Source organism: Actinomyces israelii (assembly GCF_030253495.1).
GTDB classification, from domain to species: Bacteria; Actinomycetota; Actinomycetes; order Actinomycetales; family Actinomycetaceae; genus Actinomyces; species Actinomyces israelii.
On sequence record NZ_CP124548.1, the window covers coordinates 757,671 to 782,091 of the forward strand.

25 protein-coding genes are annotated in these 24,421 nt (G+C 72.3%); 10 read left to right on the forward strand and 15 right to left on the reverse strand.

The genetic code is table 11. The features are described 5' to 3' along the window. Window positions 1–39 precede the first annotated feature (39 nt). Both ilvA and AIF0345_RS02985 read left to right on the forward strand, forming a co-directional pair. Entirely contained in the window at window positions 40–1,593 is a 1,554-nt protein-coding gene (gene ilvA, locus AIF0345_RS02980; RefSeq protein WP_285297107.1) for a threonine ammonia-lyase, biosynthetic, read from the forward strand. A gap of 157 nt (window positions 1,594–1,750) precedes the next feature. Then, window positions 1,751–2,305 carry an NADPH-dependent FMN reductase gene (locus tag AIF0345_RS02985; RefSeq protein ID WP_268918245.1) on the forward strand — a complete coding sequence of 185 codons (555 nt, stop codon included), beginning with the start codon at window positions 1,751–1,753 and terminating at the stop codon, window positions 2,303–2,305. Window positions 2,306–2,494: 189 nt separating this feature from the next. Here the strand turns inward: AIF0345_RS02985 and AIF0345_RS02990 are convergent, their stop codons facing one another. From AIF0345_RS02990 to AIF0345_RS03000, 3 genes are all read right to left on the reverse strand, one after another. Further along, on the reverse strand, window positions 2,495–4,411 hold the full coding sequence (locus AIF0345_RS02990) for an ABC-ATPase domain-containing protein (RefSeq protein WP_285297108.1): 1,917 nt from the start codon (window positions 4,409–4,411) through the stop codon (window positions 2,495–2,497). 96 nt (window positions 4,412–4,507) lie between these two features. Further along, window positions 4,508–5,431, reverse strand: coding sequence for an ArgP/LysG family DNA-binding transcriptional regulator (locus tag AIF0345_RS02995; protein WP_285297109.1), 924 nt, complete (start codon window positions 5,429–5,431; stop codon window positions 4,508–4,510). 42 nt (window positions 5,432–5,473) lie between these two features. Beyond that, complete coding sequence (locus AIF0345_RS03000; protein WP_268918249.1) at window positions 5,474–5,599, reverse strand: hypothetical protein; 126 nt, start codon at window positions 5,597–5,599, stop codon at window positions 5,474–5,476. Between AIF0345_RS03000 and AIF0345_RS03005 the strand changes: the two genes are divergently transcribed. After that, the gene (locus AIF0345_RS03005) at window positions 5,598–6,191 is read left to right on the forward strand and encodes a LysE/ArgO family amino acid transporter (protein WP_268918250.1); all 594 of its coding nucleotides are present in this window, start codon (window positions 5,598–5,600) and stop codon (window positions 6,189–6,191) included. The two genes, AIF0345_RS03000 and AIF0345_RS03005, sit on opposite strands and share 2 nt — an antisense overlap. Before the next feature lie 90 nt (window positions 6,192–6,281). Here the strand turns inward: AIF0345_RS03005 and msrA are convergent, their stop codons facing one another. From msrA to trhA, 3 genes are all read right to left on the reverse strand, one after another. After that, entirely contained in the window at window positions 6,282–7,004 is a 723-nt protein-coding gene (gene msrA, locus AIF0345_RS03010) for a peptide-methionine (S)-S-oxide reductase MsrA (RefSeq protein ID WP_268918251.1), read from the reverse strand. Between the two features lie 181 nt (window positions 7,005–7,185). Beyond that, complete coding sequence (locus tag AIF0345_RS03015) at window positions 7,186–7,680, reverse strand: GreA/GreB family elongation factor (protein ID WP_043562911.1); 495 nt, start codon at window positions 7,678–7,680, stop codon at window positions 7,186–7,188. Window positions 7,681–7,789: 109 nt separating this feature from the next. Then, a complete protein-coding gene (gene trhA, locus AIF0345_RS03020) occupies window positions 7,790–8,542 on the reverse strand; it encodes a PAQR family membrane homeostasis protein TrhA (protein WP_268918252.1) in 753 nt (250 codons plus the stop codon). A gap of 177 nt (window positions 8,543–8,719) precedes the next feature. Here trhA and AIF0345_RS03025 point away from each other — a divergent pair, with 177 nt between their 5' ends. Together AIF0345_RS03025 and AIF0345_RS03030 are read left to right on the forward strand one after the other, a co-directional pair. Then, complete coding sequence (locus AIF0345_RS03025) at window positions 8,720–9,553, forward strand: undecaprenyl diphosphate synthase family protein (RefSeq protein ID WP_268918253.1); 834 nt, start codon at window positions 8,720–8,722, stop codon at window positions 9,551–9,553. A 320-nt stretch (window positions 9,554–9,873) separates the two neighbouring features. Continuing rightward, complete coding sequence (locus AIF0345_RS03030) at window positions 9,874–11,187, forward strand: PhoH family protein (protein ID WP_268918254.1); 1,314 nt, start codon at window positions 9,874–9,876, stop codon at window positions 11,185–11,187. A gap of 70 nt (window positions 11,188–11,257) precedes the next feature. Here the strand turns inward: AIF0345_RS03030 and AIF0345_RS03035 are convergent, their stop codons facing one another. The 3 genes from AIF0345_RS03035 to xseA are packed head-to-tail and all read right to left on the reverse strand — an operon-like array spanning window position 11,258 to window position 13,907. Continuing rightward, complete coding sequence (locus AIF0345_RS03035) at window positions 11,258–12,217, reverse strand: carbohydrate kinase family protein (protein ID WP_043562903.1); 960 nt, start codon at window positions 12,215–12,217, stop codon at window positions 11,258–11,260. A gap of 29 nt (window positions 12,218–12,246) precedes the next feature. Then, on the reverse strand, window positions 12,247–12,513 hold the full coding sequence (locus AIF0345_RS03040) for an exodeoxyribonuclease VII small subunit (RefSeq protein WP_043562901.1): 267 nt from the start codon (window positions 12,511–12,513) through the stop codon (window positions 12,247–12,249). Window positions 12,514–12,533: 20 nt separating this feature from the next. Next, window positions 12,534–13,907 (reverse strand): exodeoxyribonuclease VII large subunit, encoded by a 1,374-nt coding sequence (gene xseA / locus AIF0345_RS03045; RefSeq protein ID WP_404975969.1) that lies wholly within the window; start codon window positions 13,905–13,907, stop codon window positions 12,534–12,536. A gap of 52 nt (window positions 13,908–13,959) precedes the next feature. On the opposite strand from xseA, the gene AIF0345_RS03050 reads away from it, so the two are divergent. Further along, a complete protein-coding gene (locus AIF0345_RS03050; protein WP_285297111.1) occupies window positions 13,960–15,012 on the forward strand; it encodes a 4-hydroxy-3-methylbut-2-enyl diphosphate reductase in 1,053 nt (350 codons plus the stop codon). Between the two features lie 39 nt (window positions 15,013–15,051). Here the strand turns inward: AIF0345_RS03050 and AIF0345_RS03055 are convergent, their stop codons facing one another. Together AIF0345_RS03055 and AIF0345_RS03060 are read right to left on the reverse strand one after the other, a co-directional pair. Next, entirely contained in the window at window positions 15,052–15,735 is a 684-nt protein-coding gene (locus AIF0345_RS03055) for a hypothetical protein (protein WP_043562897.1), read from the reverse strand. A gap of 303 nt (window positions 15,736–16,038) precedes the next feature. Then, complete coding sequence (locus AIF0345_RS03060; protein ID WP_285297112.1) at window positions 16,039–17,274, reverse strand: DNA recombination protein RmuC; 1,236 nt, start codon at window positions 17,272–17,274, stop codon at window positions 16,039–16,041. Window positions 17,275–17,484: 210 nt separating this feature from the next. Here AIF0345_RS03060 and AIF0345_RS03065 point away from each other — a divergent pair, with 210 nt between their 5' ends. The 4 genes from AIF0345_RS03065 to AIF0345_RS03075 all read left to right on the forward strand — a co-directional run bounded on the left by AIF0345_RS03065 (window position 17,485) and on the right by AIF0345_RS03075 (window position 21,196). Further along, the gene (locus AIF0345_RS03065; protein WP_285297113.1) at window positions 17,485–19,023 is read left to right on the forward strand and encodes an alpha/beta hydrolase; all 1,539 of its coding nucleotides are present in this window, start codon (window positions 17,485–17,487) and stop codon (window positions 19,021–19,023) included. Window positions 19,024–19,236: 213 nt separating this feature from the next. Further along, complete coding sequence (gene ychF, locus AIF0345_RS03070; RefSeq protein WP_285297114.1) at window positions 19,237–20,337, forward strand: redox-regulated ATPase YchF; 1,101 nt, start codon at window positions 19,237–19,239, stop codon at window positions 20,335–20,337. Window positions 20,338–20,465: 128 nt separating this feature from the next. After that, entirely contained in the window at window positions 20,466–20,780 is a 315-nt protein-coding gene (locus AIF0345_RS16625) for a type II toxin-antitoxin system Phd/YefM family antitoxin (protein WP_353962060.1), read from the forward strand. Beyond that, window positions 20,777–21,196 carry a type II toxin-antitoxin system VapC family toxin gene (locus AIF0345_RS03075; RefSeq protein ID WP_285297115.1) on the forward strand — a complete coding sequence of 140 codons (420 nt, stop codon included), beginning with the start codon at window positions 20,777–20,779 and terminating at the stop codon, window positions 21,194–21,196. Before AIF0345_RS16625 ends, AIF0345_RS03075 begins: the two co-directional genes overlap by 4 nt. 443 nt (window positions 21,197–21,639) lie before the next feature. Here the strand turns inward: AIF0345_RS03075 and AIF0345_RS03080 are convergent, their stop codons facing one another. The 4 genes from AIF0345_RS03080 to AIF0345_RS03095 form a co-directional block, all read right to left on the reverse strand. Continuing rightward, a complete protein-coding gene (locus AIF0345_RS03080; protein ID WP_285297116.1) occupies window positions 21,640–21,981 on the reverse strand; it encodes a hypothetical protein in 342 nt (113 codons plus the stop codon). 2 nt (window positions 21,982–21,983) lie between these two features. Then, window positions 21,984–22,361: a prevent-host-death protein gene (locus tag AIF0345_RS03085; RefSeq protein WP_285297117.1), complete on the reverse strand. Its 378-nt coding sequence runs from the start codon at window positions 22,359–22,361 to the stop codon at window positions 21,984–21,986. 109 nt (window positions 22,362–22,470) lie between these two features. Continuing rightward, window positions 22,471–22,683 carry a hypothetical protein gene (locus AIF0345_RS03090; RefSeq protein WP_285297118.1) on the reverse strand — a complete coding sequence of 71 codons (213 nt, stop codon included), beginning with the start codon at window positions 22,681–22,683 and terminating at the stop codon, window positions 22,471–22,473. 235 nt (window positions 22,684–22,918) lie between these two features. Continuing rightward, complete coding sequence (locus tag AIF0345_RS03095) at window positions 22,919–24,256, reverse strand: sunset domain-containing protein (RefSeq protein WP_285297119.1); 1,338 nt, start codon at window positions 24,254–24,256, stop codon at window positions 22,919–22,921. Window positions 24,257–24,421: the final 165 nt, after the last annotated feature.

The following is a 24,421-nucleotide window of genomic DNA, read 5'->3' on the forward strand; positions in this document are numbered from 1 at the left end:
GCCGAGAGTCGCTCATCTACTGTCATCTACAGTGAGGCCGTGAACGATCCCGCCGTCGACACCCCCTGGGACTCCGCCCAGTACCTGCGCGCCATCCTGCGCGCCCCCGTCTACGAGGCCGCCGAGCACACGCCCCTGCAGGAGCTGCCCGCCCTGTCCGCGCGCCTGGGCAGCATCGTGGAGGCCAAGCGCGAGGACCTTCAGGCGGTCCACTCCTTCAAGATCCGCGGCGCCTACAACGCCATGCGCTCCCTGACCGGCGCCCAGCGCGCCCGCGGCGTGATCACCGCCTCCGCCGGCAATCACGCCCAGGGTGTCGCGCGCAGCGCCTCGATCCTGGGCGTGCGCGCCACCATCGTCATGCCCACCGTCACCCCGCGCATCAAGGTCGACGCCGTGCGGTCGCTGGGCGGGGAGGTCGTCCTGACGGGCGAGAACTTCGACGCCGCCAAGGCCGAGGCGCAGCGCCTGTCCGCCGCCGAGGGCCTGACCTTCATCGCCCCCTTCGACGACCCGCGCGTCATCGCCGGCCAGGGCACTGTCGGCCTGGAGATGATCCAGCAGGACGCCGAGCTCGACCGCGTCTTCGTGCCCGTGGGCGGCGGCGGCCTCGCCGCCGGGATCGCTGTCCTGATCAAGCAGCTCATGCCCGACGTCGTCGTCATCGGCGTCGAGCACGAGGAGTCCGCCTGCCTGGCGGCGGCCCTCACTGCCGGCGAGCCGGTCACCCTCGAGCGCGTCGGCCTGTTCGCCGAGGGTGTCGCCGTGCGCCGCATCGGCGAGGAGACCTTCCGCCTGTGCTCGGCCCTCCTCGACGACGTCGTCACCGTCTCCTCCGACGAGACCTCCGCCGCCGTGCGCGACCTGTTCGAGGACCTGCGCGCCGTGCCCGAGCCCAGCGGCGCCATCGCCCTGGCCGGCCTGAAGAAGTACGTCGCCGCCCACCGCCTGCGGGGGGAGCGGCTGGCGTGCGTGCTCTCGGGCGCGAACCTCAACTTCCACCAGCTGCGCTACATCTCCGAGCGCAGCGAGATCGGCGAGCAGCGCGAGGCCATCCTCGGGGTGACCATCCCCGAGGTCCAGGGCGAGTTCCTGCGCTTCGCCTCCGTCCTGGGCGGGCGGGCCGTCACCGAGTTCAACTACCGGGTCTCCGCCTCGGCGCCCCCCGGATCGCCGGCCCGGATCTTCGTGGGCGTGCAGCTCACCCGCGGACGCGACGAGCGCGCCGAGATCGTGCACGACCTGAGGGCCGTGGGCTACGGCGTCGTCGATCTGACCGACGACGAGCTCGCCAAGGTCCACGTGCGCTCCATGATCGGCGGCCGCGCCCCCGCGGGGCTGACCGAGCGGCTCTTCAGCGTCGCCTTCCCCGAGGCCCCCGGCGCGCTCATGCGCTTCCTGGAGGTGCTCGGCACCCGCTGGAACATCACCCTGTTCCACTACCGCACCGACGGCGCCGACTACGGACGGATCCTGACCGCCTTCGAGGCGGGCCCCGACGACGTCGCGCTCGCCGAGCACATGGACCGCCTCGGATACGCCTACAACGAGGAGACCGACGACCCCTCGGCCCGCTTCTTCCTGGCGCGGTGAGCGCCGACGGGCCGTCCCCGCGCGGAGGACGACGTGAGGCGACTCATTGACTTACGAAATGGATTTTCCAGGACTGAAAGCTTAGATTAATTCATGACTCAATGACCGGCGCGCCTCAGGCGCGACCGGTCCCGCACCGATTCCGTGGAGGATCCTCATGACCCGTCTCGCCGTCATCACCGGCTCCGTCCGTCCCAACCGCGTCGGCTCCGCGGTCGCCCAGTGGGTCGCCGAGAGGGCGAGCACCGTCGAGGGCGCCGAGGCCGAGGTCCTCGAGCTGGCCGACTTCCGCCTCCCGGTCTTCGCCGAGGAGATCCCCCCGATGATGGCCGCCCCGAAGGACCCGGCCGCCGTGGCGTGGAACGAGGCTCTGGCCCGCTTCGACGCCTACGTCTTCGTCACCCCCGAGTACAACCGCTCCATCCCGGGCGCCCTGAAGAACGCGATCGACTTCATCGTCCCGTCCGTGCTCGCCAACAAGGCCGTCGGGCTCGTCGGCTACTCCTACCTGGGCGGGACCCGCCCGATCGAGCACCTGCGCGGCATCCTGGTCAACTTCACCACGGGCGTCGTGGGCAAGCAGGTCAACCTGTCCCTGGCCACCGACTTCGACGAGGGCGCCTTCGCGCCCGCCGCCTACCACGACGGCGAGGTCCCCGCGATGGTCGAGGCCGTCGTCGCCCAGGACAGGGCGCTCGCCGCCCTGCGCTGAGGCGCTCGGCGCCGGCGGGCCGGCTGGGGCTCGAGCAGGACGACCGGCCCTGGTCCTGCCGAGAGCCGGGGCCCGGGCCGACCGCCCCCGGCTGCGGGTGGCCCGAGCTGGCCGGCCGTCGTCGCCGCCCTTGCCTGCGAGGGCGACGTCCTCTTCGCAGCGCGGCAGCCCGCGCCGTCCGGCGCTGCCTCAGGCCAGGTCGAGGCCCCGGTAGCGGTTGACCGCCCCGGCGACGTCCACCATGCGCGGGCGCACCAGGAAGGCCGGGCGCTCGTGGACCGCGCCCAGCGCGTCCAGGCCCTCGTCGTCCAGCAGCGCGTCCAGGTCCTCCAGGCACTGCGCCAGCGGCGAGGCACCGTCGAAGCGCTGCTCCAGCAGAGCCCGCAGCGCGTGCGCGATCGCCTCGGCCTGACCGGGGTCGACAATGCCGGACACGTCGGCGACGTCGACCTCCTCGCGGTCCAGCTGGAGCTGGTCCAGGCCGCGCGAGCGCGTGCGGATCGGCCCGCGCCGCTCGCGCGGGGGCGAGGGCAGCGGCATGCGGGGGCTCGCCGTCGGCCACTGCGGCAGCGCCGTGGCCTCGCGCGGCTGGGAGGCCACGACGGCGGCCGCCTGCTCGGTGGCGTCGCGCAGGGCGTAGGAGTCCATGAGCAGGATCCGGTCGGCAACGTCCAGGTAGTCGCCCGACCCGCCCATCACCATGACCGTGGAGACCCCGGCGGCCGCCAGCGCCCCGACGCGGTCGACGAAGGGCGTGATCGGCTCGCGCTCGTCGGCCACCAGGGCGCGCATGCGCGCGTCGCGGATGAGCAGGTTCGTCGCCGAGGTGTCCTCGTCCAGCAGCAGGGCGCTCGCCCCGGCCTCGATGGCCTCGATCATCGAGGCGGCCTGCGAGGTCGAGCCCGAGGCGTTCTTGGTGGTGAAGGAGACGGTGTCGCGCCCGCCCGGCAGGTGCGAGATGAAGGGCGACAGGTCGACGCCGGTGACCGCCCGGCCATCCGCGGCGCGCACCTTGACCGCGTCCGGCACCGTGGCCACCAGCTCGCGGCCGTCCCCGGGCACGTGCGGGTAGACGCCCCGCTCGACGGCGCTCAGCAGCGTCGACTTGCCGTGGTAGCCGCCGCCGACGATGACAGTGACCCCCGCCTTGATGACCGTGCCGCGCACCCGCCCGGCGTGCGGCAGGTCGACCTCGGCGGCCAGCGGCTCCGGCGCCTCGAGCGGCACGGCGCCCGCGCGCATGGGCTCGTCGCTCACCCCGGAGCGGCGCGGCAGCAGGGCGCCGTCGGCGAGGAACGAGACCCACCCGTTGGAGCGAACGACACCGGTCAGCGCCCGGTGGTCCTCGAGCGCGGCCACATGGGCGAGCAGCCGCTCGGCCCGTTCGCCGGTCAGGTCCAGGGCGGTGCCGAGCGCCCGGGTCAGGTCGCGCGAGATGATGCGGGCGGCCTCATGCCCCTGGATGGAGCGGCCGCGCGCGGGCAGTGCCACGCGGGCGCGCACCTGCAGCGTCCAGGCGCTCGCAGCCGCCGGTTCCCCCTCGTCCTCGGGCTCCTCGGACAGGGAGACGACGGCGGAGCGCTCCAGGATCTCCTGTCCGGGAAGGGCGATGGACAGGCTCGTGCCCTTGAAGCCCGCGCGCAGCTCGCGGGTGAGGAAGTCCCGCACCGCCAGACGGCGGTCGCCGGTGGTCAGGAGCGCGCGCTCCTCCAGGACCTCCAGGCCGGGCAGGTCGGCGGGGACCTCGACGCGGATGCGGGTCGGGGGAGCGTAGGGGTCGGGCTGGACGCGGTCGACGTGCAGGACCCAGCCCTCGGGCGCCTCGTAGCGGCCCACGATCGCCTTGTACGCCGCGTAGGAGCGGTCGTCCAGGGCGTGGAGGTGCCCCACGAGGTCGGACAGGGCGCCGTCTCGCGGCTCGTCGTCGTAGTCCCGGCGCGCGCGCCGGGACCGGTAGCCGGAGCCGTCATCGCGGCGTCCGCCCCGCCTGTCGTCGGAGCGCCCACCGTAGCGGCCGCCCGAACCGTAGCCCCGGCCGCCTCGATCGCCGCCGCGGCGCCCGCGGGAGTCGTCGCGGCGGGCCGGGCCGTATCCGTTCTCACTCATGGACCGATCTTGGCACACCGCCGGCCCGTCCACCGGCCCGTGCAGCGGCTCATGCTCCCCTCGCCGAGACCGGTCCGGTTCCGCGCCGAGATCGGTTCACTTCCGCGCCGAGATCGGTCTGCGGCCCTGATCCCGGCATGCGCGGCGCACCGCCGTCGTGAGCAGGTCCAGGCTCGCCGAGGCGATCGACCAGCGGTGCCAGAACAGGGTGCGGTCCAGCGCCGCCAGCCCGGGCACGGGCACCAGGCCCGGGTGATCGGCCGCCTGGGCGGCGGGCAGCATGCCCCAGCCCAGGCCCGCCTCAACGGCCGCGGCGAACCCGGCCGCCGTGGGGACGACGGCGCGCGGCGCGGTTGCGGGCAGCCCCGCCGCGCGCAGGGCGAGGTCCTGCATGTTGTCGTCGGCGTCGAAGCGGACCACCGGCAGCGAGGAGGCCGTGGCGCCGTCGGCGAGGAGCCCGGGCGCGACGACGGGGACGTAGCAGATCGCCCCGAGGCGCTCCGCCCGGCAGCCGGCCACGCGCGTCCCCGACGACGACACGGCGCACATCACCCGGCCCGACCGCAGCAGCTCGGCGGTGCGGCCCTCGTCGGCCACGACCAGGCGGAGGCGGCAGCTCCACCCGGCGGCCTCGCGCAGGACCGCGGTGAACCAGGTGGCCAGGGAGTCGGCGTTGACGGCGACCGCGAGCTCGACGGGCCGCCCGTCCCCCGGAGCGTCGGCGGTCCCGGCGGGCTGCGCTCCGGCCGGCGCGTCGAGGTCGAGCTCGGCGGCCATCTCGGCGGCGAGGAGCGCCTGCTGGCGGGCGTAGCGCAGCACGACCTCGCCGTCGGGCGTGGGGGCGCAGGGGGAGCCGCGCCGCACGAGAACACGGCCGAGGGCGGATTCCAGAGCCCGGATCCGCTGACTGACAGCGGATGTCGAGATCCCGAGCCGGCCGGCCGCCGCCTCGAAGGTGCCGGCGTCGACTACGGCCTCCAGGGCGCCGAGCTGATCGGGATGCATGAAGGAAAGCTTCATGAGATGAAGATTATCGCGCTGGTCTTCACGACCGTGCCGCGCCTAGCCTCGGCGCGTGAGCACAGCGACCTTGACGACCATCACTACCTTGACGAACGCGGCTGCCGCGGCGATCGCGGCGCCGGCGTCACTCCCGACGGCTACCCCGGGCGACGCGTCATTCAGCATGACTCCCATCCTGACCGGCTTCGGCACCGGGCTCGGCCTCATCGTCGCCATCGGGGCCCAGAACGCATGGGTGCTGCGGCAGGGCGTGCGCCGCGAGCACATCGGGCTCGTCATCGCGATCTGCGCGCTGAGCGACCTCGTGCTCATCACGGTGGGGACCGGGGCGATTCGCGCCGTGACGGGTCTGGCCCCCTGGGTGCTCGAGGCGCTGCGCTGGGGCGGGGTGGTCTACCTGGCGGCCTTCGCGGTGTCCTCCTTCCGCTCGGCGCTGCGCCCCGGCGCGCTGGAGGAGTCGGCGGCGCGCCCGGCCGCGTCGATCGCGGCGACGACGCTGGCGCTGACCTGGCTCAACCCGCACGTCTACCTCGACACCGTCCTCATGCTCGGCACGGTCACCAACAACTTCGGGCCGGCGCGGTGGTGGACGGCGGCCGGCGCGTGCGCGGCCTCCGTCGTGTGGTTCACCGGGCTCGGAATCGGGGCGCGGGCCCTGTCCGGACCGCTGTCGAGCCCGAGGACGTGGCGGGTGGTCGATGTGCTCGTCGGCTGCGTCATGCTGGGGGTCGCCGCGCACCTGGCCCTGGGCGCCTGAGCCGCCCGCGCCCGTCGTCCCCTATCTTTCGTCGAGATCGGTCCAGGGACCGATCCCGACGCGGTTTACGACCGATCTCGGCGTCAGGGCTCAGGCGCCGGAGACGCGCTCGGGCGGCAGGACGTCGGTCTGGGCGGGCAGGTCCGCCACGCCCACCGGGCAGGTCACCCCGTTGGGGCCGTGGTTGCAGTAGCCGCCCGGGTTCTTGTGCAGGTAGCCCTGGTGGTAGTCCTCGGCCAGGTAGAACGGCCCGCCGAGCTCGGCGTACAGCCCGTCGGCTGGCGCGATCGTCGTCACGCACCTCCCCAGCCCCAGGCGGGTCAGCTCGCCCTGGAAGAGGTCGCGGATCCCGCGGGCGGCCGCCGCCTGTGCGGGCGTCGTCGTCCACACCGCCGAGCGGTACTGGGTGCCGACGTCGTTGCCGTGCCGGTTCAGGCGGGTCGAGTCGTGGTTCTCCCAGAAGGTGCGCAGCAGCGCCTCGCCGCCGGCCCCGACGACGGCGGGGTCGTAGACCGCCCGCACCGTCTCGGCATGGCCGGTGGCCCCGGTGCACACCTCCCGGTAGGTGGGGTTGGGCGTGGTCCCGCCCATGTAGCCGACGGCGGTGACGACGACGCCGGGCAGGCGCCACAGAAGGCGCTCCACGCCCCAGAAGCAGCCGCCCGCCAGATATATCACTTCGGTGCCCTCCGGCCAGGGGCCGTTCAACGGGGCGCCGAGGACGACGTGCTCGCCGGGCTCCGGCAGCACGCCGGCCTCGCGGCCGGGAATCACGGTGTTGCGGGAGACGGGCGAGAGGCTTGCGGTTGTCATGGCGTACACGCTACGTCCTCCGCCTCCCCGCAGCGCCAGGCGGTGCGCCGTCGGCGTACGCCCGGCCGGGAGGAATAGATGCGCGTGCGGGCCGTCGCAGCAGTGCGCCGCGGCGGCCCGCACGCGGTAGTCGGCTGGTGCCTGAGCGGGCGCGAGGGCCGCGAGCCGTCTCAGGGCCGTCTCAGAGCGTCGTGACGTCGACGATCTCCGCCTCGATCTCCTTGCCGGTGGGGGCGGCGTAGGTGACGGTCTCGCCGGCCCGGTGCCCCATGAGCGCCTTGCCGAGCGGCGCGTCGGGGGAGAAGACCTTGACGCCGTCGGGAACGTCCGCGGTGATCTCCTGTCCGCCGAGCGCGAAGCGCTGCTCCTTGCCGGCGACCTTGGCGGTCACGACCGTTCCGGCCGACACCGAGCCGTCCGAGGCGGCCTCACCGATCTGGGCGCTCTCAAGCATCTCGGTGAGCTGGATGATTCGGGCCTCGTTGAGCCCGGCCTCCTCGCGTGCGGCGTGGTAGCCCGCGTTCTCGCGCAGGTCGCCTTCCTGGCGGGCGGCCTCGACGCGCGCGGCGATCTCCTTGCGGTCGGTCTCCTTGCGGCGACGCAGCTCCTCGGTAAGGCGGTCGAAAGCCTCCTGCGTGAGCCAGGTGCCCTGCTGCTCGGTAGTCTCCTCGGCCATGGATCCTCCTAGACTGAACGACGAGTACAATCCGTGATCTTAGCCCTCGTTGCCCCGGCCCCCGGCGTGCCCGCCGGCTTCCCGTCCCGGCCGCAGCGCCCAGCGGTCCTCAGCCCAGGACGGCGAGGTAGCAGGCCGCGCAGTGGCAGGCCCACCCCGCCACCGTGCACAGGTGGAAGATCTCGTGGAAGCCGAACCACACGGGCGAGGGGTCGGGGCGCTGGCGGACGTAGATGACGCCGCCGACGGTGTACAGGACGCCCCCCGCCAGGAGCAGGCACACGATCGCGGGCCCGCCGGTGACCCAGAACTGGGGCAGGAACCAGAACGCCACCCAGCCGAGGGCCACGTACAGCACGGTGGACAGCCAGCGCGGCGCGCTCCGCCACACCAGGCACTTGACGATGCCCAGCACCGCCCCGCCCCACACGATGCCCAGCACGAGCGCGGCGGTCCCGCCGCTCAGCAGGGCCACCGACAGGGGCGTGTAGGTGCCGGCGATCAGCAGGAAGATGTTGGAGTGGTCGAAGGACTGGAGGGTGACGGAGATGCGGCGCGACAGGCGGCCGCTGGAGATGTGATACGCACCGGAGTTGGCGAAGAGCAGCAGGGACGAGATCAGGTAGGCGGCGCACGCCCAGGTCAGGGCGGTGCCGGGGGCCAGGACGGTCAGCACGACGCACGCGGCCACGGCCAGGGGCGCGATGCACGCATGGATCCAGCCGCGCAGGTGCGGCTTGGGGTACCCGTCGTAGGTCAGAGAGGGCTTCCTGCCCGTGGTGCTCTGCACGGCGGCCTCCTCGACGGCACTGGTGTCATCAGGTGCACCGACAGCCTCGTGCACAGGAGCCTGGATGCTCATCAGCGGACCTCCTTAAGATCGGCTCACGTGACCCGCGACAACAACTTACGGTACCGTAGGTTACGCTGCCGTAGGTTCGGGTGGAAGGGTGGGAAGCGCCTCACTCGCGCTACCGTTGCCCCAGGGCTCGCGGGCGTCAGCGCATGGGGGACGACCGTGCCCGGGGAGGAATGAGGCATGGCAGGGAAAAACCTCGTCTACGAGTTCTACGAGCGCCGCCTGGCCGCGCAGATCGAACCCGAACGGGTGCCCGGTCACGTCGGCGTCATCCTCGACGGCAACCGGCGCTGGGCCCGCACCAGGGGCTTCGGCACCGCCCAGGGGCACAAGCGCGGCGCGGACAAGATCGAGGAGTTCCTCGGCTGGGCGCAGATAGCGGGTGTGCACATGGTCACCCTGTGGCTGTTGAGCACCGACAACCTCTCCCGGGACCCGTCCGAGCTCTCCCCCCTGCTCGACATTATCGCCGACGCGATCGACGAGCTCGCCTCCGCCGGCCGCTGGCGCCTGCGCCTGGTCGGCGCCGTCGATCTGCTGCCCGCATCCGTCGCCGAGCGCCTGCGCGGCGCCGTCGCCTCCACGGCCGCGCCCCAGGGGGCCGACGACGGCGGGGTGCGGGACGGCGACGCCGCGCCCCCGGCCGGCCGGCCGGGGGCGGCCGACGAGCGCATGCACGTCAATATCGCGGTGGGGTACGGGGGCCGGCAGGAGATCGCCGACGCCGTGCGGGACCTCCTGCGCGAGCGGGCGGCTGCCGGCGACAGCCTCGAGGACGTGGCGGCGGCCCTGTCCGAGGAGGACATCACCGACCACCTGTACACCAAGGGGCAGCCGGACCCGGACCTGGTGATCCGCACCTCCGGCGAGCAGCGGCTCTCGGGCTTCCTGCTGTGGCAGTCGGTCCACTCCGAGTTCTACTTCTGCGAGGTCAACTGGCCGGCCTTCCGGCGCATCGACTTCCTGCGCGCCCTGCGCGACTACGCCGGCCGGGAGCGCCGCATGGGCCGGTAGGAGCGCCAGGATCCTCGGCCGTCCCGCCCGCCGCCTCCGGCGTCGCGAGCCCGGCGCCCGCGTGCTCGCGGCGCGCCGCTCCGGCCAGGTGCTGGCGATGCGCGCCGGCTCCCGGCGCCCGCGTGCTCGCGGCGCGCCGCCACCTCCGATGGCGCGGACCTTGGCCGCGGCCCCCGTCGGCCCGGCGCCCCGGCGCCCGGCCCCCGCCGCCCTGTGCACGGCGGCCGCATCCCCGTACCGTGGAGGCCTCGGGGCGGTCCGCCGGGGCCGCCCTCAGCGGAAGCGCCCGCAGCAGAGCGGCAGCGGAAGGGAAGGCACTCGTGCGCACCTACGTCCTGGACACATCGGTCCTCCTGTCGGACCCCCACGCGCCACTGCGCTTCGACGAGCACGCCGTCGTCCTGCCGGTCACGGTGGTCACCGAGCTGGAGGGCAAGCGCCACGACGCCGAGCTGGGCTACTTCGCCCGCACGGCGCTGCGCCTGCTGGACGGCCTGCGCGCCCAGCACGGGCGGCTGGACCTGCCGGTGCCCGTCGGCGACCAGGGCGGCACGCTGCGCGTGGAGCTCAACGGAGTCGATGACCGGGTCCTGCCGACCGGTATGCGCCTGGGGGACAACGACACCCGCATCCTGTCCGTGGCCGCCTCGCTGGCCAAGGCCGGCCAGGACGTCGTCGTGGTCTCCAAGGACCTGCCCATGCGGATCAAGGCCTCCTCGCTCGGCCTGGCGGCCGACCAGTACCGCGCCGAGCTCGCCTCCCAGGAGGTCTACACAGGCATGGGGGAGGCGGCGCTGAGCGAGGAGGAGATGTCCCGCCTGTGGGATGAGGAGCCCGTGCCCGTCGCCGGGCTGACCGACCGCGAGACCGCCGAGGGCCTGGCAGACCAGCCCGTGCACACCGGCGTGATCGCCACCTCGTCGCGGGGCTCGGCCCTGGCCACCGTCGTCGGCGGGGCGCTGCGGCTGGTGCGCCCGGACCGCGAGGTCTTCGGGGTGCGGGGGCGCAGCGCCGAGCAGCGCATCGCCATCGACCACCTGCTCAACCCCGAGATCGGGATCGTCTCGCTCGGCGGGCGCGCGGGCACCGGCAAGTCCGCGCTGGCTCTGGCCGCCGGGCTCGACGCCGTCGTCAACCGCCGCGAGCACCGCAAGGTCATGGTCTTCCGGCCCCTGTACGCGGTGGGCGGGCAGAACCTCGGCTTCCTGCCGGGCGACACCGAGGAGAAGATGACGCCCTGGGCGGAGGCGGTCTTCGACACCCTGTCCTCGGTCGTGCCCGCCGAGCGCGTCCAGCGCGTCACGAGCCTGGGCCAGCTCGAGGTCCTCCCGCTGACCCACGTGCGCGGGCGCTCCCTGCACGACGCCTTCGTCATCGTCGACGAGGCGCAGTCCCTGGAGCGCAACGTCCTGCTGACCGTGCTCTCGCGCATCGGCCAGGGCTCCAAGGTGGTGCTCACCCACGACGTCGCTCAGCGCGACAACCTGCGCGTGGGCCGCTGGGACGGGGTGGCGAGCGTGGTCGAGTCCCTCAAGGGGAAGGACCTGTTCGCGCACATCGACCTGGTGCGCACCGAGCGCAGCCCGATCGCCGAGCTGGTCACCCGCATGCTCGACGACGTGCCCCGGTACTGAGGCGCACCGGGCCCGCGGCCCCGCCGGCGAGGGCGGGGCCGCGGGCCCTTCTCGGGGCGACCGAGGCGCCTCAGTCCTTGAGGTCGGCGCGGGTGGGCGGGTTCGCGCCCTCGCGCGAGACCGTGATGTCGGCGATCGCCGCCGCGTGGCGCACGACGCGCTCCAGCGTGGCGGCGTCAATGGCGTGCAGCGCCTCGCGCCGGTCCGCTCCCACGAGGCCCTCGGACCACAGGCCGTCCTCGAGGCCGCCCATGAAGGAGTCGCCGGCGCCGACCGTGTCGGCCACGACGACGCTCGGGTCCGCCGGGACCTCCAGGCGCAGCCCGGAGGCGGTCAGCGCCAGGGCGCCGTGCTTGCCCCGGGTCACCACGACGACGGCCGGACCGTGCCTGAGCCAGTCGGCCAGGACCTCCTGGAGCGCGGACTCCTCGGAGGTGTCCACGCCGTAGAGCCAGGCGATGTCCTCGTCCGAGCACTTGACCAGGTCGGACAGGGCGACGAGCCGCTCGACGATGGCGCGCGCCCCGGCCGGCTCCCCCATGAGCTGGGGGCGGGCGTTGGGGTCGTAGCACACGGTCGAGGTGGCGCGGAAGTCGGCCAGTACCTTCTCCACCGTGGCCGCCCCGGGAGCGAGAATGGCCGCGATCGAGCCGGTGTGGACGAGCACCGGGGGCTCGGCGCCCTCGGCGCGGGTGGGGTAGGGCGGCTCCCAGCTCAGGTCGAAGACGTAGGAGGCGGCGCCGTCCGGGCCGATGGTGGCCTTGGCGGTCGAGGTGTGCGCGGCGCCGTCGGAGCCCGGGGTCAGCCGCACGCCGTCGGCCTCGAGGTGGGAGCGGATGGCCTTGCCGCGGGCGTCGGTGCCGATCCAGCAGTCGAGCTCGGCGTCGCGACCCAGCCTGGCCAGGCCGAGAGCCACGTTGGCCGGCGATCCGCCGGGGATGTCAGTGGGCGATTCGTTGGGGCGGATGACAACATCGACGAGGGCCTCGCCGATGACGAGAGCGGTTCCTGGGCGGCCGGGGGCGGTCATGGTGGCTCCTTGCGGTGGAGGTGACAGTGTCAGGAGGAGGCCTTCTCGCGCTCGGCGACGGCGGCCAGGCGGGCGCGCGCGTCGTCGAGCCAGGCCTGGCAGCGGGCGGCGAGGGCCTCGCCGCGCTCCCACAGCGTGAGCGCCTCCTCCAGGGGAACCTGACCGGCCTCGAGGTGCTGGACGACGGAGACGAGCTCCTCCCGGGCGCGTTCGTAGGACAGCGTCGCGACGTCAGCATTGGCGTCGGACGAGCCGTTGGGCGGGTCGGTGGCACCGGTAGGAGAGGACAGGCTCATGGTGTGGATTGTTGCACGTCTCACGCCCCGCGTGGGCGGGTCTGGGGCTGCGACTCTGAAGTCGGGTCGGGCCCGGGGGCCGGCTTGGTGGCCCCCACCACCTGGGCGACCATGCGCCCGGAGGCGAGCACGCCCTCAATGAGGTCGCCCTTCTTGACGTCCTCGGCCCTGGTGATGATCGCCCCGCCGGGCTTGCGCAGGATGGCGTAGCCGCGGTCGAGCACCCCCTGGGGGGACAGGGCGGTCAGGCGCGCGTGCTCGGCGCGCAGGTCCGCCTGCGCCAGCGACAGGGCCGTGCCCAGGGCGCGGCGCACGCGCTCGCGGGCCTGGGCGAGCTCGGTCTCCCTGTCCCGGACGATGACGGTGGGATCGGCCATGACGGGCCGGGCGCGCACCTGGTCCAGGCCGCGCTGCTCGGCCTCCAGCCGCGCCGTCAGGACGCCCCGCATCCGCTCGCGCGCCGAGTCGAGCCCGACCGTCTCCTCGGCCAGGTCGGGCACGATGCGCCGGGCGGCGTCGGTGGGGGTGGAGGCCCGGTAGTCGGCGACGAGGTCCAGCAGCGGGCAGTCGGTCTCGTGCCCGATGGCCGAGACGATCGGGGTGCGGGCAGCGGACGCCGTCCGCACGAGGCCCTCGTCGCTGAAGGGGAGCAGGTCCTCGACGGCGCCCCCGCCGCGGGCGATCACAATGACGTCGATGGACTCATCGCCGTCCAGGTCGCGGATCGCAGCCGTCACCTCGCGCACGGCCTGCGCGCCCTGGACCGCGACCTCGCGGACGACGAAGGGCAGGCCGGGCCAGCGCAGCCGGGCATTGACCAGCACGTCGTCCTTGGCCTTGGCACCCCGGCCGCAGACCAGACCGACCGCGCGCGGCAGGAAGGGCAGGGGGCGCTTGCGCTCGGGGGCGAACAGGCCCTCGGCGGCCAGCACCCGGCGCAGCTGCTCGATGCGGGCCAGCAGGTCGCCGACGCCGACCGGCCGGATGTCGTCCGCCCGAAGCTCCAGGCTGCCGCGCTTGGGCCAGAAGCGCGGCTTGGCGTGGACGACGACGCGCGCGCCCTCGCCCACCTGCGCGCCCGCGGCCGTCTCCAGGGCCGCCAGGTCGCGGGTGAAGATCGACACCGACATGGACATGTCGGCGTCGGTGTCGCGCAGCGAGAGGTACTGCATGCCCGAGCCGGGGCGGCGGTTGAGCTGGACGACCTGGCCCTCGACCCACACGTAGGTCATGCGCGCCACGTAGTCGTCGATCTTGGACGACAGCAGGCGCAGCGGCCACGGGTTGGTCGGGGTGGTGTCCCGGGCCAGGCGGGCGAGCGGGGCTCCGGCGGGCGAGGCGGGCCCCGCCGCTGACGGGGGCTGGGAGGCGCTGGGCACTGTCACATGCACCACTGTGCCACGTTCCGCCCTGGGGGCCGGCGTCGGGCTGTGGCACAGTGGTCGCGTGACCGACCGCCCCACCGCACAGCCCGCCGGCTGCGGGTCCACCGACTCCGGCACCGGCAGAATCCTCCTGGCGGCCCCGCGCGGCTACTGCGCCGGGGTGGACCGCGCCGTCGACGCCGTCGAGCAGGCGCTGGCGCACTACGGGGCCCCGGTCTATGTGCGCAGGGAGATCGTCCACAACAAGTACGTCGTCGAGGCGCTGACCCGGCGCGGGGCGGTCTTCGTCTCCGAGACCGACGAGGTGCCCGAGGGCTCGCGCGTCATCTTCTCCGCCCACGGCGTCTCCCCGGCTGTGCACGCCCAGGCCGCCTCCCGCCACCTGCAGACGATCGACGCCACCTGCCCGCTGGTGACCAAGGTTCACAAGCAGGCGATCCGCTTCGCCAAGAGCGACTACGACATCATCCTGGTAGGCCACACCGGTCACGAGGAGGTCGAGGGGACCCGCGGCGAGGCGCCGGACCGCATCCAGGTCGTCAACGGCCCCCACGAGGTGGGGGCCGTCACGGTGCGCGACCCGGAGAAGGTTGTGTGGATCAGTCAGACGACCCTGAGCGTGGACGAGACCCTGGAGACGGTCCGTCTTCTGCGCGAGCGCTTCCCGCACCTGGCCGACCCACCCGGTGAGGACATCTGCTACGCCACTCAGAACCGTCAGGGGGCGGTCAAGGCGATCGCGCCGCTCGTGGACGTCATGGTGGTGGTCGGCTCGAGCAACTCCTCCAACTCGGTGCGTCTGAAGGAGGTCGCCCTCGAGGCGGGCGCGCCGGCCGCCCACCGGGTGGACTACGCCCGCGAGCTGGAGGAGTCCTGGTTCGCCGGGGCGAGGACGGTGGGGCTGACCTCGGGCGCCTCGGTTCCCGAGATCCTCGTGCGCGAGGTCATCGAGCGCCTCGGTGAGATGGGCTTCGGCGAGGTCGAGCTGGTGCGTACCGTCACGGAGAAGATCTCCTTCTCACTGCCCAAGAACCTGCGTGCCGACATCAAGGCCGCCGCCGGCGGCCTCCGGCCTGCGCACCGGCGCGAGCCCGCGGCCGATCACACCTGCTGATACGGGCGGCGGCCTGTGGGACGCCCGCAGGGCCGGTCGTCAGGCGGCGACGATCTGGGACAGGCGGACGTGGTCGGCGCAGACCTTGTCGAAGGGGACGATCCACGCCGACCCGTCAGGGGTCTCCACCTCGGTCACCAGGCCCTCGTCCTGGAGGCACTCCAGGCGCGTGGCGGTGTCCTCGCCCTGGGTCTGCCAGGCGGGCTCGCTGGCGGGGATGACGTATCCGCCCAGCGTCGGGGCGGCCCAGCGCAGCAGCAGCACGCGGGCGCCGGCGCGCCCGGAGACGTCGGGGTTGGAGGCCAGCGATGAGGCGACGCCCTTGGCCGAGCCGATGCCGACGGCGTCGGCCAGCGCGCCGTAGGTGGTGCACATGGCGGGAGTGTGGGCGACGAGCCGGGCGACGGCGGTGGCCACGCGCTCGCGGGCCGAGGAGGCGGCTGCGGCGTCGGCGATGGCGCGCACACGAGCCCCCGTCAGGCGCGCCCTGGCCGCCAGCTCGGAAGAGCTCATGCCGTGGGCGAGGCCGCGCAGGATAAGCCTGTCGCGCTCGTCGCGCAGGGTGGCCAGCTTCGCTTGAAGGCGCTCCTGCTCGGAGGCGAGCGTCTCCAGGCGGCTGATGACACGCCCCACCTCGGCTGCGGTACGGGCGTCCTCCAGGCTCAGGTCGGCGCCGGGGATTGTGGGACGGATCGTGGTGGTGCTCAGGAGACTCGTAGCCATGGCAAGAGACCTTTTCGTTACGTACCAGGGACGTGGGAAACCTTATATCGTGCGCGGCGCGTCTGCCTACAGGTGCCAGGGAGGCGGTGGCAACAGGCGGCGTGCCCGGGAAAGATCCGTATTGTCCCGACGACGTCGGTCGGCGCTGGCAATGCGCGTACCAGCGCAGTCCACGCCGCGAAGGCTCATGGAACCGATGCGACTTTTGTACTGCCGACTCAGCCAAAAGTCCGTTACGGTCACGTGACCTGTTGGTTCTTCCTGGCTCTGGGTGGGATTGCCGTCTCGGGCCGGCGCTGGGGACTAGGTCGAGCTGACCTCCGGATTTGTGAATTGCCTCACTTGGGCGGCGTCGGGGTCGATCGGCGCGGGCGAGGACAGCCCCTCGCCGAGGGCGTTGAAGGATCTGGCGGTGACGAGCAACCGCGACTCCACCGATCCGACGGCCCGGTTGTAGGCGGTCACCGAGCGGCTCAGCGCGGTGCCCAGCGCGTCCAGGTGGCCGGCCACGGCGCCCAGGCGCTCGTAGAGCGTGCGCCCCAGCTCGACCAGCTCGCGGGCGTCGTCGTTGACCGCGGTGCGCGCCCAGGCCGTGGCGCACACGCGCAGCAGCGCCAGCAGCGACGAGGGGGTCGCCAGGGCGACGCCCCGCCCCAGGGCGTGCTCCAGCAGCGCCGGATCCGCGTCCAGCGCCGCGGCCAGGACGGGCTCGGCGGGGATGAAGAGCACGACGAGCTCGGGGGAGTCCTTCAGGTGGCGGTCGTAGTGACGCTCCGCGAGGGCGTCGACATGACCGCGAAGTGCGCGTGCGTGCGCGGCCAGCAGCCTGCGGCGCTCGGAGCCGTCCGGATCCTCCTCCGCCTGCCCCATGGTCGCAGCGGTCAGGTAGGAGTCCAGGGGCACCTTGGCGTCCAGGGCCAGGTGGCCCGAGCCCGGCAGGTGGATGACGACGTCGGGCCTGCTCCGAGCGGCGTCCCGGCCCGGGGCTGCGCCCGCTCGCCGCCCCACCACCGCGCCGACCGAGCGCTGCTCGACGAAGTCGACGTGCGGCATCATGCCCGACAGCTCGAGCACCCGCGCCAGCTCGACCTCGCCCCACACGCCGCGGGCCGAGCGCGAGCGCAGCGCCCCCTCGAGCGCCGTCGTCGCCCGGCGGAGCTCCCGATCGGCCTCGGCGCCGACCCGCAGCTGCTCGGCGAGCGCGGCGTGCTGGGCCGAGCGCCGGCGCTCCATGGTCTCCACCTTGGAGCCCACGGCCTCAACGCGGGAGCCCATCTGCTCCAGCTGCGCGCGCACGGGCGCCAGTGCGCGCAGGACCGAGCCGTCGCGCTCGGCCCGCTCCTCGGCGAGCTCGGCCCGCTCCGCCAGCTCCTCGGCCCGCGCCCGCCACTGCGCCGCCTCGGCGCGCAACGCGCTTGCGGCGTCGCCCCCGACCGCCTGGCTGCGCGCGGTGCGGGTCAGGGCGGCGGAGTACCCGAGCGCCGCGCCCAGGACGACGCCGATCATGAGGAGGAGCACAGGCAGGCCGATGGTGGTCATGGTCTCACCGTCTCACAGGGGTGTGACACGAATCGGCTGCCCTTAGCACCAGAGGCGCCGGCCGCGCCCTTCCCCGCCCCCCTTCGCCGAGATCGGTTCATTTCCGCGTCGAGATCGGTTCGCAGCCGGGGCGTCCGCGGGCTCGGCGCGCCCCGCGCGGTGATCGCCGAGACAGCGGCGGGCGCCGCCGGCACTGGCAGAATGGCCGTCATGACAGCGATCATGGGCGTCTCCCTGGAGTCGAAGCGCCTTCTGGCACTGATGATGCTTCTTCTGGTGTGCGCGGTGCTTCTCGCGGCTGTGCTGCTGGGGCGCGCCGGGCGGAAGGCCCGCCCGCAGGCCGGGCGCCTGTCGCGCTGGGGAGCCGCGGCCCTCGCCGTCGTCCTGCCCACGACCATGCTCCTGGCGGTCGGCGGGCTGGTCGTCAACCGCGCCGGGCACTACCTGGAGACCGTTGGCGACGTCATCGGCTCGCTGTCCTTCCAGCCCGCCGGCGCCGGCACCGTCCTGCCCCTGGCGACCCAGAAGCAGCTCGACGCCGCTCCCGCCGACGCCTGGAAGGCCGACTTCACGGACGCGGGCGACGGCTCGAAGGTGGCGACCTGGACCGGGCCGGTCAGCGGCGTCAGCCTGCAGGTCAAGGTCATCCTGCCCTCGGGGTACAAGCCGGACGACGGGCGCACCTACGCCGTCATCGAGGAGCTGCACGGCTACACCGGCACCCCCGACTCCATGATCGACGGCCTGCGGTCGGCCCAGTCGCTGCAGGCCGCCATCGACGCCGGGCGCATCCCGCCGTCGATCGTGGTCATTCCCTCCCTGGACGTGGATGACGACCCGCACGACTGCGCCAACCTGCAGGGGCGGCCCCAGGTCGGCACCTGGGAGGCCCAGGAGATCCCGCGCATGGTCCAGGCGACCTTCCCCAACGCCTCCTCCGACCGGCAGGCGTGGATGGTCATGGGGATCTCCTCGGGCGCCTACTGCGCGGGGTGGGTCGCCATCGAGAACCCCGGCCAGTTCGGCGCCGCGGGAGTGATATCGGCCTTCAACGCGCCCACCGAGGGGGGTCTGTCCACCCTGGGCCGCAGGGTCGTCGACGAGTACACGCTGTCCACCATGCTGGCCGCCCACAAGCCCCAGGGCACCCGCTTCTACGTCATGGGCGCCCAGGACGACCCGCTCGGCTCGGCGCAGACCGCCTGGCGCATGGCCGACGCCGCCCGCGGCCCCGACTCCGTCACCCCGGACACGCCGGAGACCGGCGGCCACGCCTGGCCGCTGTGGGCCGAGCGCTTTCCGACAATGCTCCAGTGGTGGGGGCAGGATCCCCGGCTGTGGTCCGCCGTGGGGCTGGACGCGCCCTCGAGCCCGCACGCCGACGGCGATGTGGCGGCCATTGTCGACACCCCTGCCGCCGACCGGGGCGACGCCGCCGCAGCCATCAAGCCCACGTCGCCCGCGGGGCTGCCCGTGCGGGTCGTGGCGGGGCTGATCGCGGTGGCGGGCGTCGCGGCGCTGCTCAGGTGGGGGCCGCTGCTGGTGCCCGCACCGGCCTCCGAGGACGACGACGGCGCCCGGCCCGGCTGGCCGGTGCGCGTCGGCCTGTTCGCGGCCCGGGCAGCGGCGGTCCTGGCGGCCGCGGTGCTCGTGGCGGCGGCGCTGGGGCTGGTGGGCAACGCCGTCGGCGGCTTCTACACGACCTGGCACGACCTCGCCTCTGTCGTGACGAATCCGACGGGCGAGTAGGCGGGCGGGCGCGGCCGGGGGCGGTGAGCCCGGCCGAGGCGCGGCTGTGTGCGACGCGGTCGGGCCGCCGCGCCCGGGCCCGCCGCGCCCCTTCGCCGAGATCGGTTCACTTCCGCACCGAGATCGGTCCGGTTCCGGCTCGAGATCGGTCCGGTTCCGCGTCGAGATCGGTCCTGCGGGCCCGGCCGGCGGCACGGTCGCTAGAATCGCGCCGTGGCACTCACCATCGGAATCGTCGGACTGCCCAACGTCGGCAAGTCCACCCTGTTCAACGCCCTCACCCGCGCGACCGTGCTTGCGGCGAACTACCCCTTCGCCACGATCGAGCCGAATATCGGCGTCGTGCCCCTGCCGGACGCGCGCCTGGACCGGCTGGCCGAGATGTTCCACAGTGCCAAGGTGGTGCCCGCGACCGTCTCCTTCGTCGACATCGCCGGGATCGTGCGCGGGGCCAGCGAGGGCGAGGGGCTGGGCAACCAGTTCCTGGCCAATATCCGCGAGGCCGACGCGATCTGCATGGTGACCCGCGCCTTCGACGACCCCGACGTCACCCACGTCGACGGCAAGATCGACCCCGCCGGTGACATCGAGACCATCGCCACCGAGCTGATCCTGGCCGACATCCAGACCCTGGAGAAGGCGGTCCCGCGCCTGGAGAAGGAGGTGCGCGGGAAGAAGACCGACGCCGCGGTGCTGGAGACGGCGCGCGCCGCCCTCGGGCTGCTGGGAGAGGGGGCCGTGCTCTCCGCGGCCGTGGCCTCGGGCACCGCCGACAGGGCCGGGATCGACGTCGACGTGCTGCGCACCTTCCAGCTCATGACGACCAAGCCGATCATCTACGTGTTCAACATGGACGACGCCGGTATGAACGACGAGGCGAGGCAGGCCGAGCTGCGCGAGCTGGTGGCCCCGGCGGAGGCGGTGTTCCTGGACGCCCAGTTCGAGGCCGAGCTGGTGGAGCTGGAGCCCGACGAGGCAGCGGAGCTGCTGCACGAGAACGGCCAGGAGGAGTCCGGCCTGGACAAGCTGGCGCGGGTCGGCTTCGAGACCCTCGGGCTGCAGACCTATCTGACGGCGGGGGAGAAGGAGTCCCGGGCCTGGACCATCCGCAAGGGGATGACGGCGCCGCAGGCCGCCGGCGTCATTCACACGGACTTCGAGCGCGGCTTCATCAAGGCCGAGATCGTCAGCTACGACGACCTCATGGAGCACGGCTCCGTGGCCGAGGCCCGCGCCCACGGCCGTGTCCGCATGGAGGGCAAGGACTACGTGATGCGCGACGGCGACGTGGTCGAGTTCCGTTTCAATGTGTGACGGCTTCAACGCGTAACGGCGCGGAGGGGCGGTGTCTCGAGCTCTGTGGCCCTGACGGATGCTCGGCGCGCTGGGAGGGGGCCGGAGCCGGGCGGCCCTGACGCATTCCTGTCCGCGTCCATGCCATCATGCCATGTAGCGCGAATGCTACACTTGCGGTCGTGACCGGTGTTGAGCCCCAGCTCAGGAGTCTGTCTCAGCGCGAGCTGCGCAACGAGTCTGGCCGGGTGCTGCGTGCAGTGAGCGAGGGCCAGTCTTTTGTCGTGACCAACAGGGGGGTTCCGGTGGCGAGGATCGTGCCACTCGAGGAGCCTGCGCCCGCCTTGAGGATCGTTCGACCGGCACGGCGTCAGGGCGGATGGGCGGCTTTAGGGATCGCGCGGAAGGCCGGAGCGCCCAGTCTTGCCGAGACTCTCGATGAGCTGCGCGAGGACCGGCAGTGACGTCACGGACAGTCGTATATGTCGACACCTCCGCCCTGGGGGCTTTGCTGGTCGAGCAGCTTGAGAGCGACGCCTTGGAGAGCTGGCTCGACCAGACCTCGGACATGCTGGTCTCCAGTGACCTCCTCGAGGTCGAGCTGCGTCGTCTCGCCGTCCGGGAGGGTATTGATCAGGCTGACGTGACTCGGCTCCTTGACGGTGTCTCGCTAGCCGCTCTCGATCGGGCTGTCTACCGTAGCGCCGGCCTGCTGCCCATGCCGTACCTGCGGACCCTTGATGCGCTGCACCTTGAAGCGGCGATGCGGCTCGATGCCGCCGCCGTCCTCACCTACGACCGCAGGCTCAGCAAGGCCGCCCGGTCCGTGGGACTTCGGGTGGTCGCCCCCGGGACGGCCCCGGCTGGGGCCGACTCTTGAAGGTGACGTCGTGGAGCTCCGGCTCACCGCGGAGCCGGTTCGCCTGAGGGGTGCGGGTCGGCATGCGTGGGCGTCGTCGGGACCGATGTTCTCACCCGCGCACCTGCCTGTGCTCTCACCCGCGCACCTGCCTGAGTGGTCCCGATCGTGTGTGGAGCGGGGAACCATGCTGTGCGCAGGCATGGGCTTGGGACGAGGTGTCCGTCAGAATGACATTGTGGCCTTTGAGCGCTCTGCTCTCTCGGAGAGACCCTTGCAATCATGCGGTTTCTCTGCTCGCGCTTGTCCGCTCGGACCGCCAATGTCATTCTGACGGACATCCCTCGGCCCGCTCGGCGGTCCGGTGCGGGTGTTTTCGGCACGTGTAGCAGCGGAGTTCTGCTGGCCTTCAGGCTGTGATTCGGATTGTGCTACTGGTGTTCTCGCCCGCGAATATCCTCTCATCATTTTGTCTCGTTGGGATGGCTTGTGTGAACCTGTTCCAGGTAGACCGTGCGACCTTCGATATAGAACCAGATCCGCGCGGTGCCCTTCAAGGTCGGCTTGTGCTGCCAGCGCTCGTAGGTCTTACCGCCTCGATGGATTGTGCCGAGCTTGTCGCGCAGCGGGTAGTTCGTCGGTGTCCTGGTTGCGGGAGTGGTCGTGAGAAAGTCCCACGTGTCGGCCATGACATTGCGCATCGTGGCGACCAGGTCGCGCCAGCCCTTCTGCGCTCCGGCCGTGGCGAACCGGAGCTCGTACTCCGACTTCTTCGCGGGTCTGGGGACCAGCCCTTCCTTCGCCATGATCAGGGTCGCTCAACGAGGCCGGCGGGCTCGGCCTCATCCGGATCGAGCCACTCGACCGGCTCGAGGCCCAGGCCCGCGGCGATCGCCGCGGCGGTCTCGCGCCAGGAGGTCAGCTCGGCGATGGCCAGGTGCGGCTGGCCGGTGGACAGCGACGCGCGAGCCGCATCGAGGAGCGCGCGCGCGCATGCTGTCCGCCCATCGGGACTGAGCGCGAGCATCCAGGGGAACATCCCTGCCATCCGTTCCTCGAGCGAGCCGTGCTTGTCGAGAGTTACGCTGATCAGTTGGGCTGCGAGCTGCAGCAACTGGGTGTGTGCGTCGGCCTCGCGCTGCGACATGAGCACCAGCGCCTCGCCGTCGCGGCGAGTCACCGTCACCGGGTGGTCCTCAGCCTCGGCGAAGACCTCGGCGGAGTGCCTACTCAGGTCGGATGACCGGCGGGTCGAGGCGGCCGGGTCAAGAGCAAGACTCATGCGCCCACTGTATTCAGAACATATTCGAAAGTCCAGAAGCGTGTCTATGGGACAGAACGAGGCCGGCGGGCTCGGCCTCGTCCGGATCGAGCCGCTCGACCGGCTCGGAGCCCAGGCCCGCGGTGATCGCTGCGGTGGTCTCGCGCCAGGAGGTCAGCTCGGCGATGGCCAGGTGAGGCTGGCCGGTGGACAGCGACGCGCGAGCCGCATTGACGAGCGCGACCATCCAGGGAGGAGATCCTTGTAGGCCGCTGATGAATGTGCGCGTGGGGCGGAAACATCAGCCGATGCTTCCGCCCCACGCATGTGGTGGGTCGACGCTCTCATCCGTACCGCATCGAGTTTCAGTTCCGTATCCGAAGAAGGCTTAGTGGATTAGAGTCCGAACCTTCGTGGATGAAAATATGTGCGGAAGGCCGAGAGGGCTTGAGTGCTATTGTCCGGCGCCAGATGGCGGGACGTCACCTTTTCGCGGGCCGGTAACCCGCGGCCTCCGCATCTGACGGATAGGCGAAGCACTCCTCGGCCCTGGTGACGTTATAGGACTGTTGTCCTGGGCGGTGATAGATCATGCTGTCCGCATTCCCCTTGATCGGGGCCCAGCCGGGGCAGGTGTAGGTGCCGGATTCCCAGTACTTGCTCATCCACCGGCCGCTCCCGCTGAAGCGGTACCAGGTGCCTCCTGCGATCGCCCACCCTGTGGCCATGGAGCCGTCAGCCTGGAGATAGTAGTCGCCGACCCACCTGTTGACGGCCATGGCGCCTGAGCCGTCGAGGTAGAACCACCGTCCGCCCGAGGCGATCCACGTGTCGTGCCACATGGCGCCGTCGGCGCCGAGATAGAACCAGGCCGAGCCGACCTGTGCCCAGCCGGTGGCCATGACGGCGTCGGAGTAGAAGTAGTACCAGGAACCGCCGAGCCTCGCCCAGCCGGTGGCCGCGGAGCCGTCCGAGCCGAGGTAGGACCACCGTCCGCCCGAGGCGATCCACGTGTCGTGCCACATGGCGCCGTCGGCGCCGAGATAGAACCAGGCCGAGCCGACCTGTGCCCAGCCGGTGGCCATGACGCCGTCGGAGTAGAAGTAGTACCAGGAACCGCCGAGCCTCGCCCAGCCGGTGGCCGCGGAGCCGTCCGAGCCGAGATAGGACCACCGTCCGCCCGAGGCGATCCATGTGTCGTGCTGCATGGAGCCGCTGCTGCCGAGGTGGTACCAGAGGCCTTTCACCTGTGCCCAGCCGGTGGCCATGACGCCGTCGGAGTAGAAGTAGTACCACGAGCCGCCGAGCCTCGCCCAGCCGGTGGCCGCGGAGCCGTCCGAGCCGAGATAGGACCACCGTCCGCCCGAGGCGATCCACGTGTCGTGCCACATGGCGCCGTCGGAACCGAGATAGAACCAGGCCGAGCCGACCTGCGCCCAGCCGGTGGCCATGACGCCGTCGGAGTAGAAGTAGAACCAGGAGCCGCCGTCAGAGAGCCATCCGGTCTTCTTCGTCCCCCGGTCGTAGTAGTACCAGTGCCCGCCATCCTTCTTCCAGCCGTTCAGCGTGAGGTCGACGGCCGGGGCGGGGGGCTCGGTGGTTGCGTCGGCCGTCGGCTCGGCGTCGGGCTCGGGAGCTGCCGGGCTCGCGGGGGCCGAGTCGTCCGCTGGTGCGGGGTCGGGCTCGGGCGCAACCGGGGACTCGATGCCGGCGTCGCCCGTCGGCTCGGCATCGGGCTCATCGGCCACTGCGGGAACGGCGGCCCACATGAGTGACAGTGCCGCGAGCGTTCCGATCGCAGATCGATGAAGGCGTTTCATGGGATTCCTTCCTGGGGATCTAAATTCGCCACGGGGCCACGCCTCCTCTTGTCGATCGGGGAGAATCGGGGAGGTCTCGCGCGGGGCGGCGAATGCCCGTCCATTGTACGGTTCGGACCTCCCCCGCTCCATGCCAGATCCGTCTCCCGCGGTCTCATTTATATT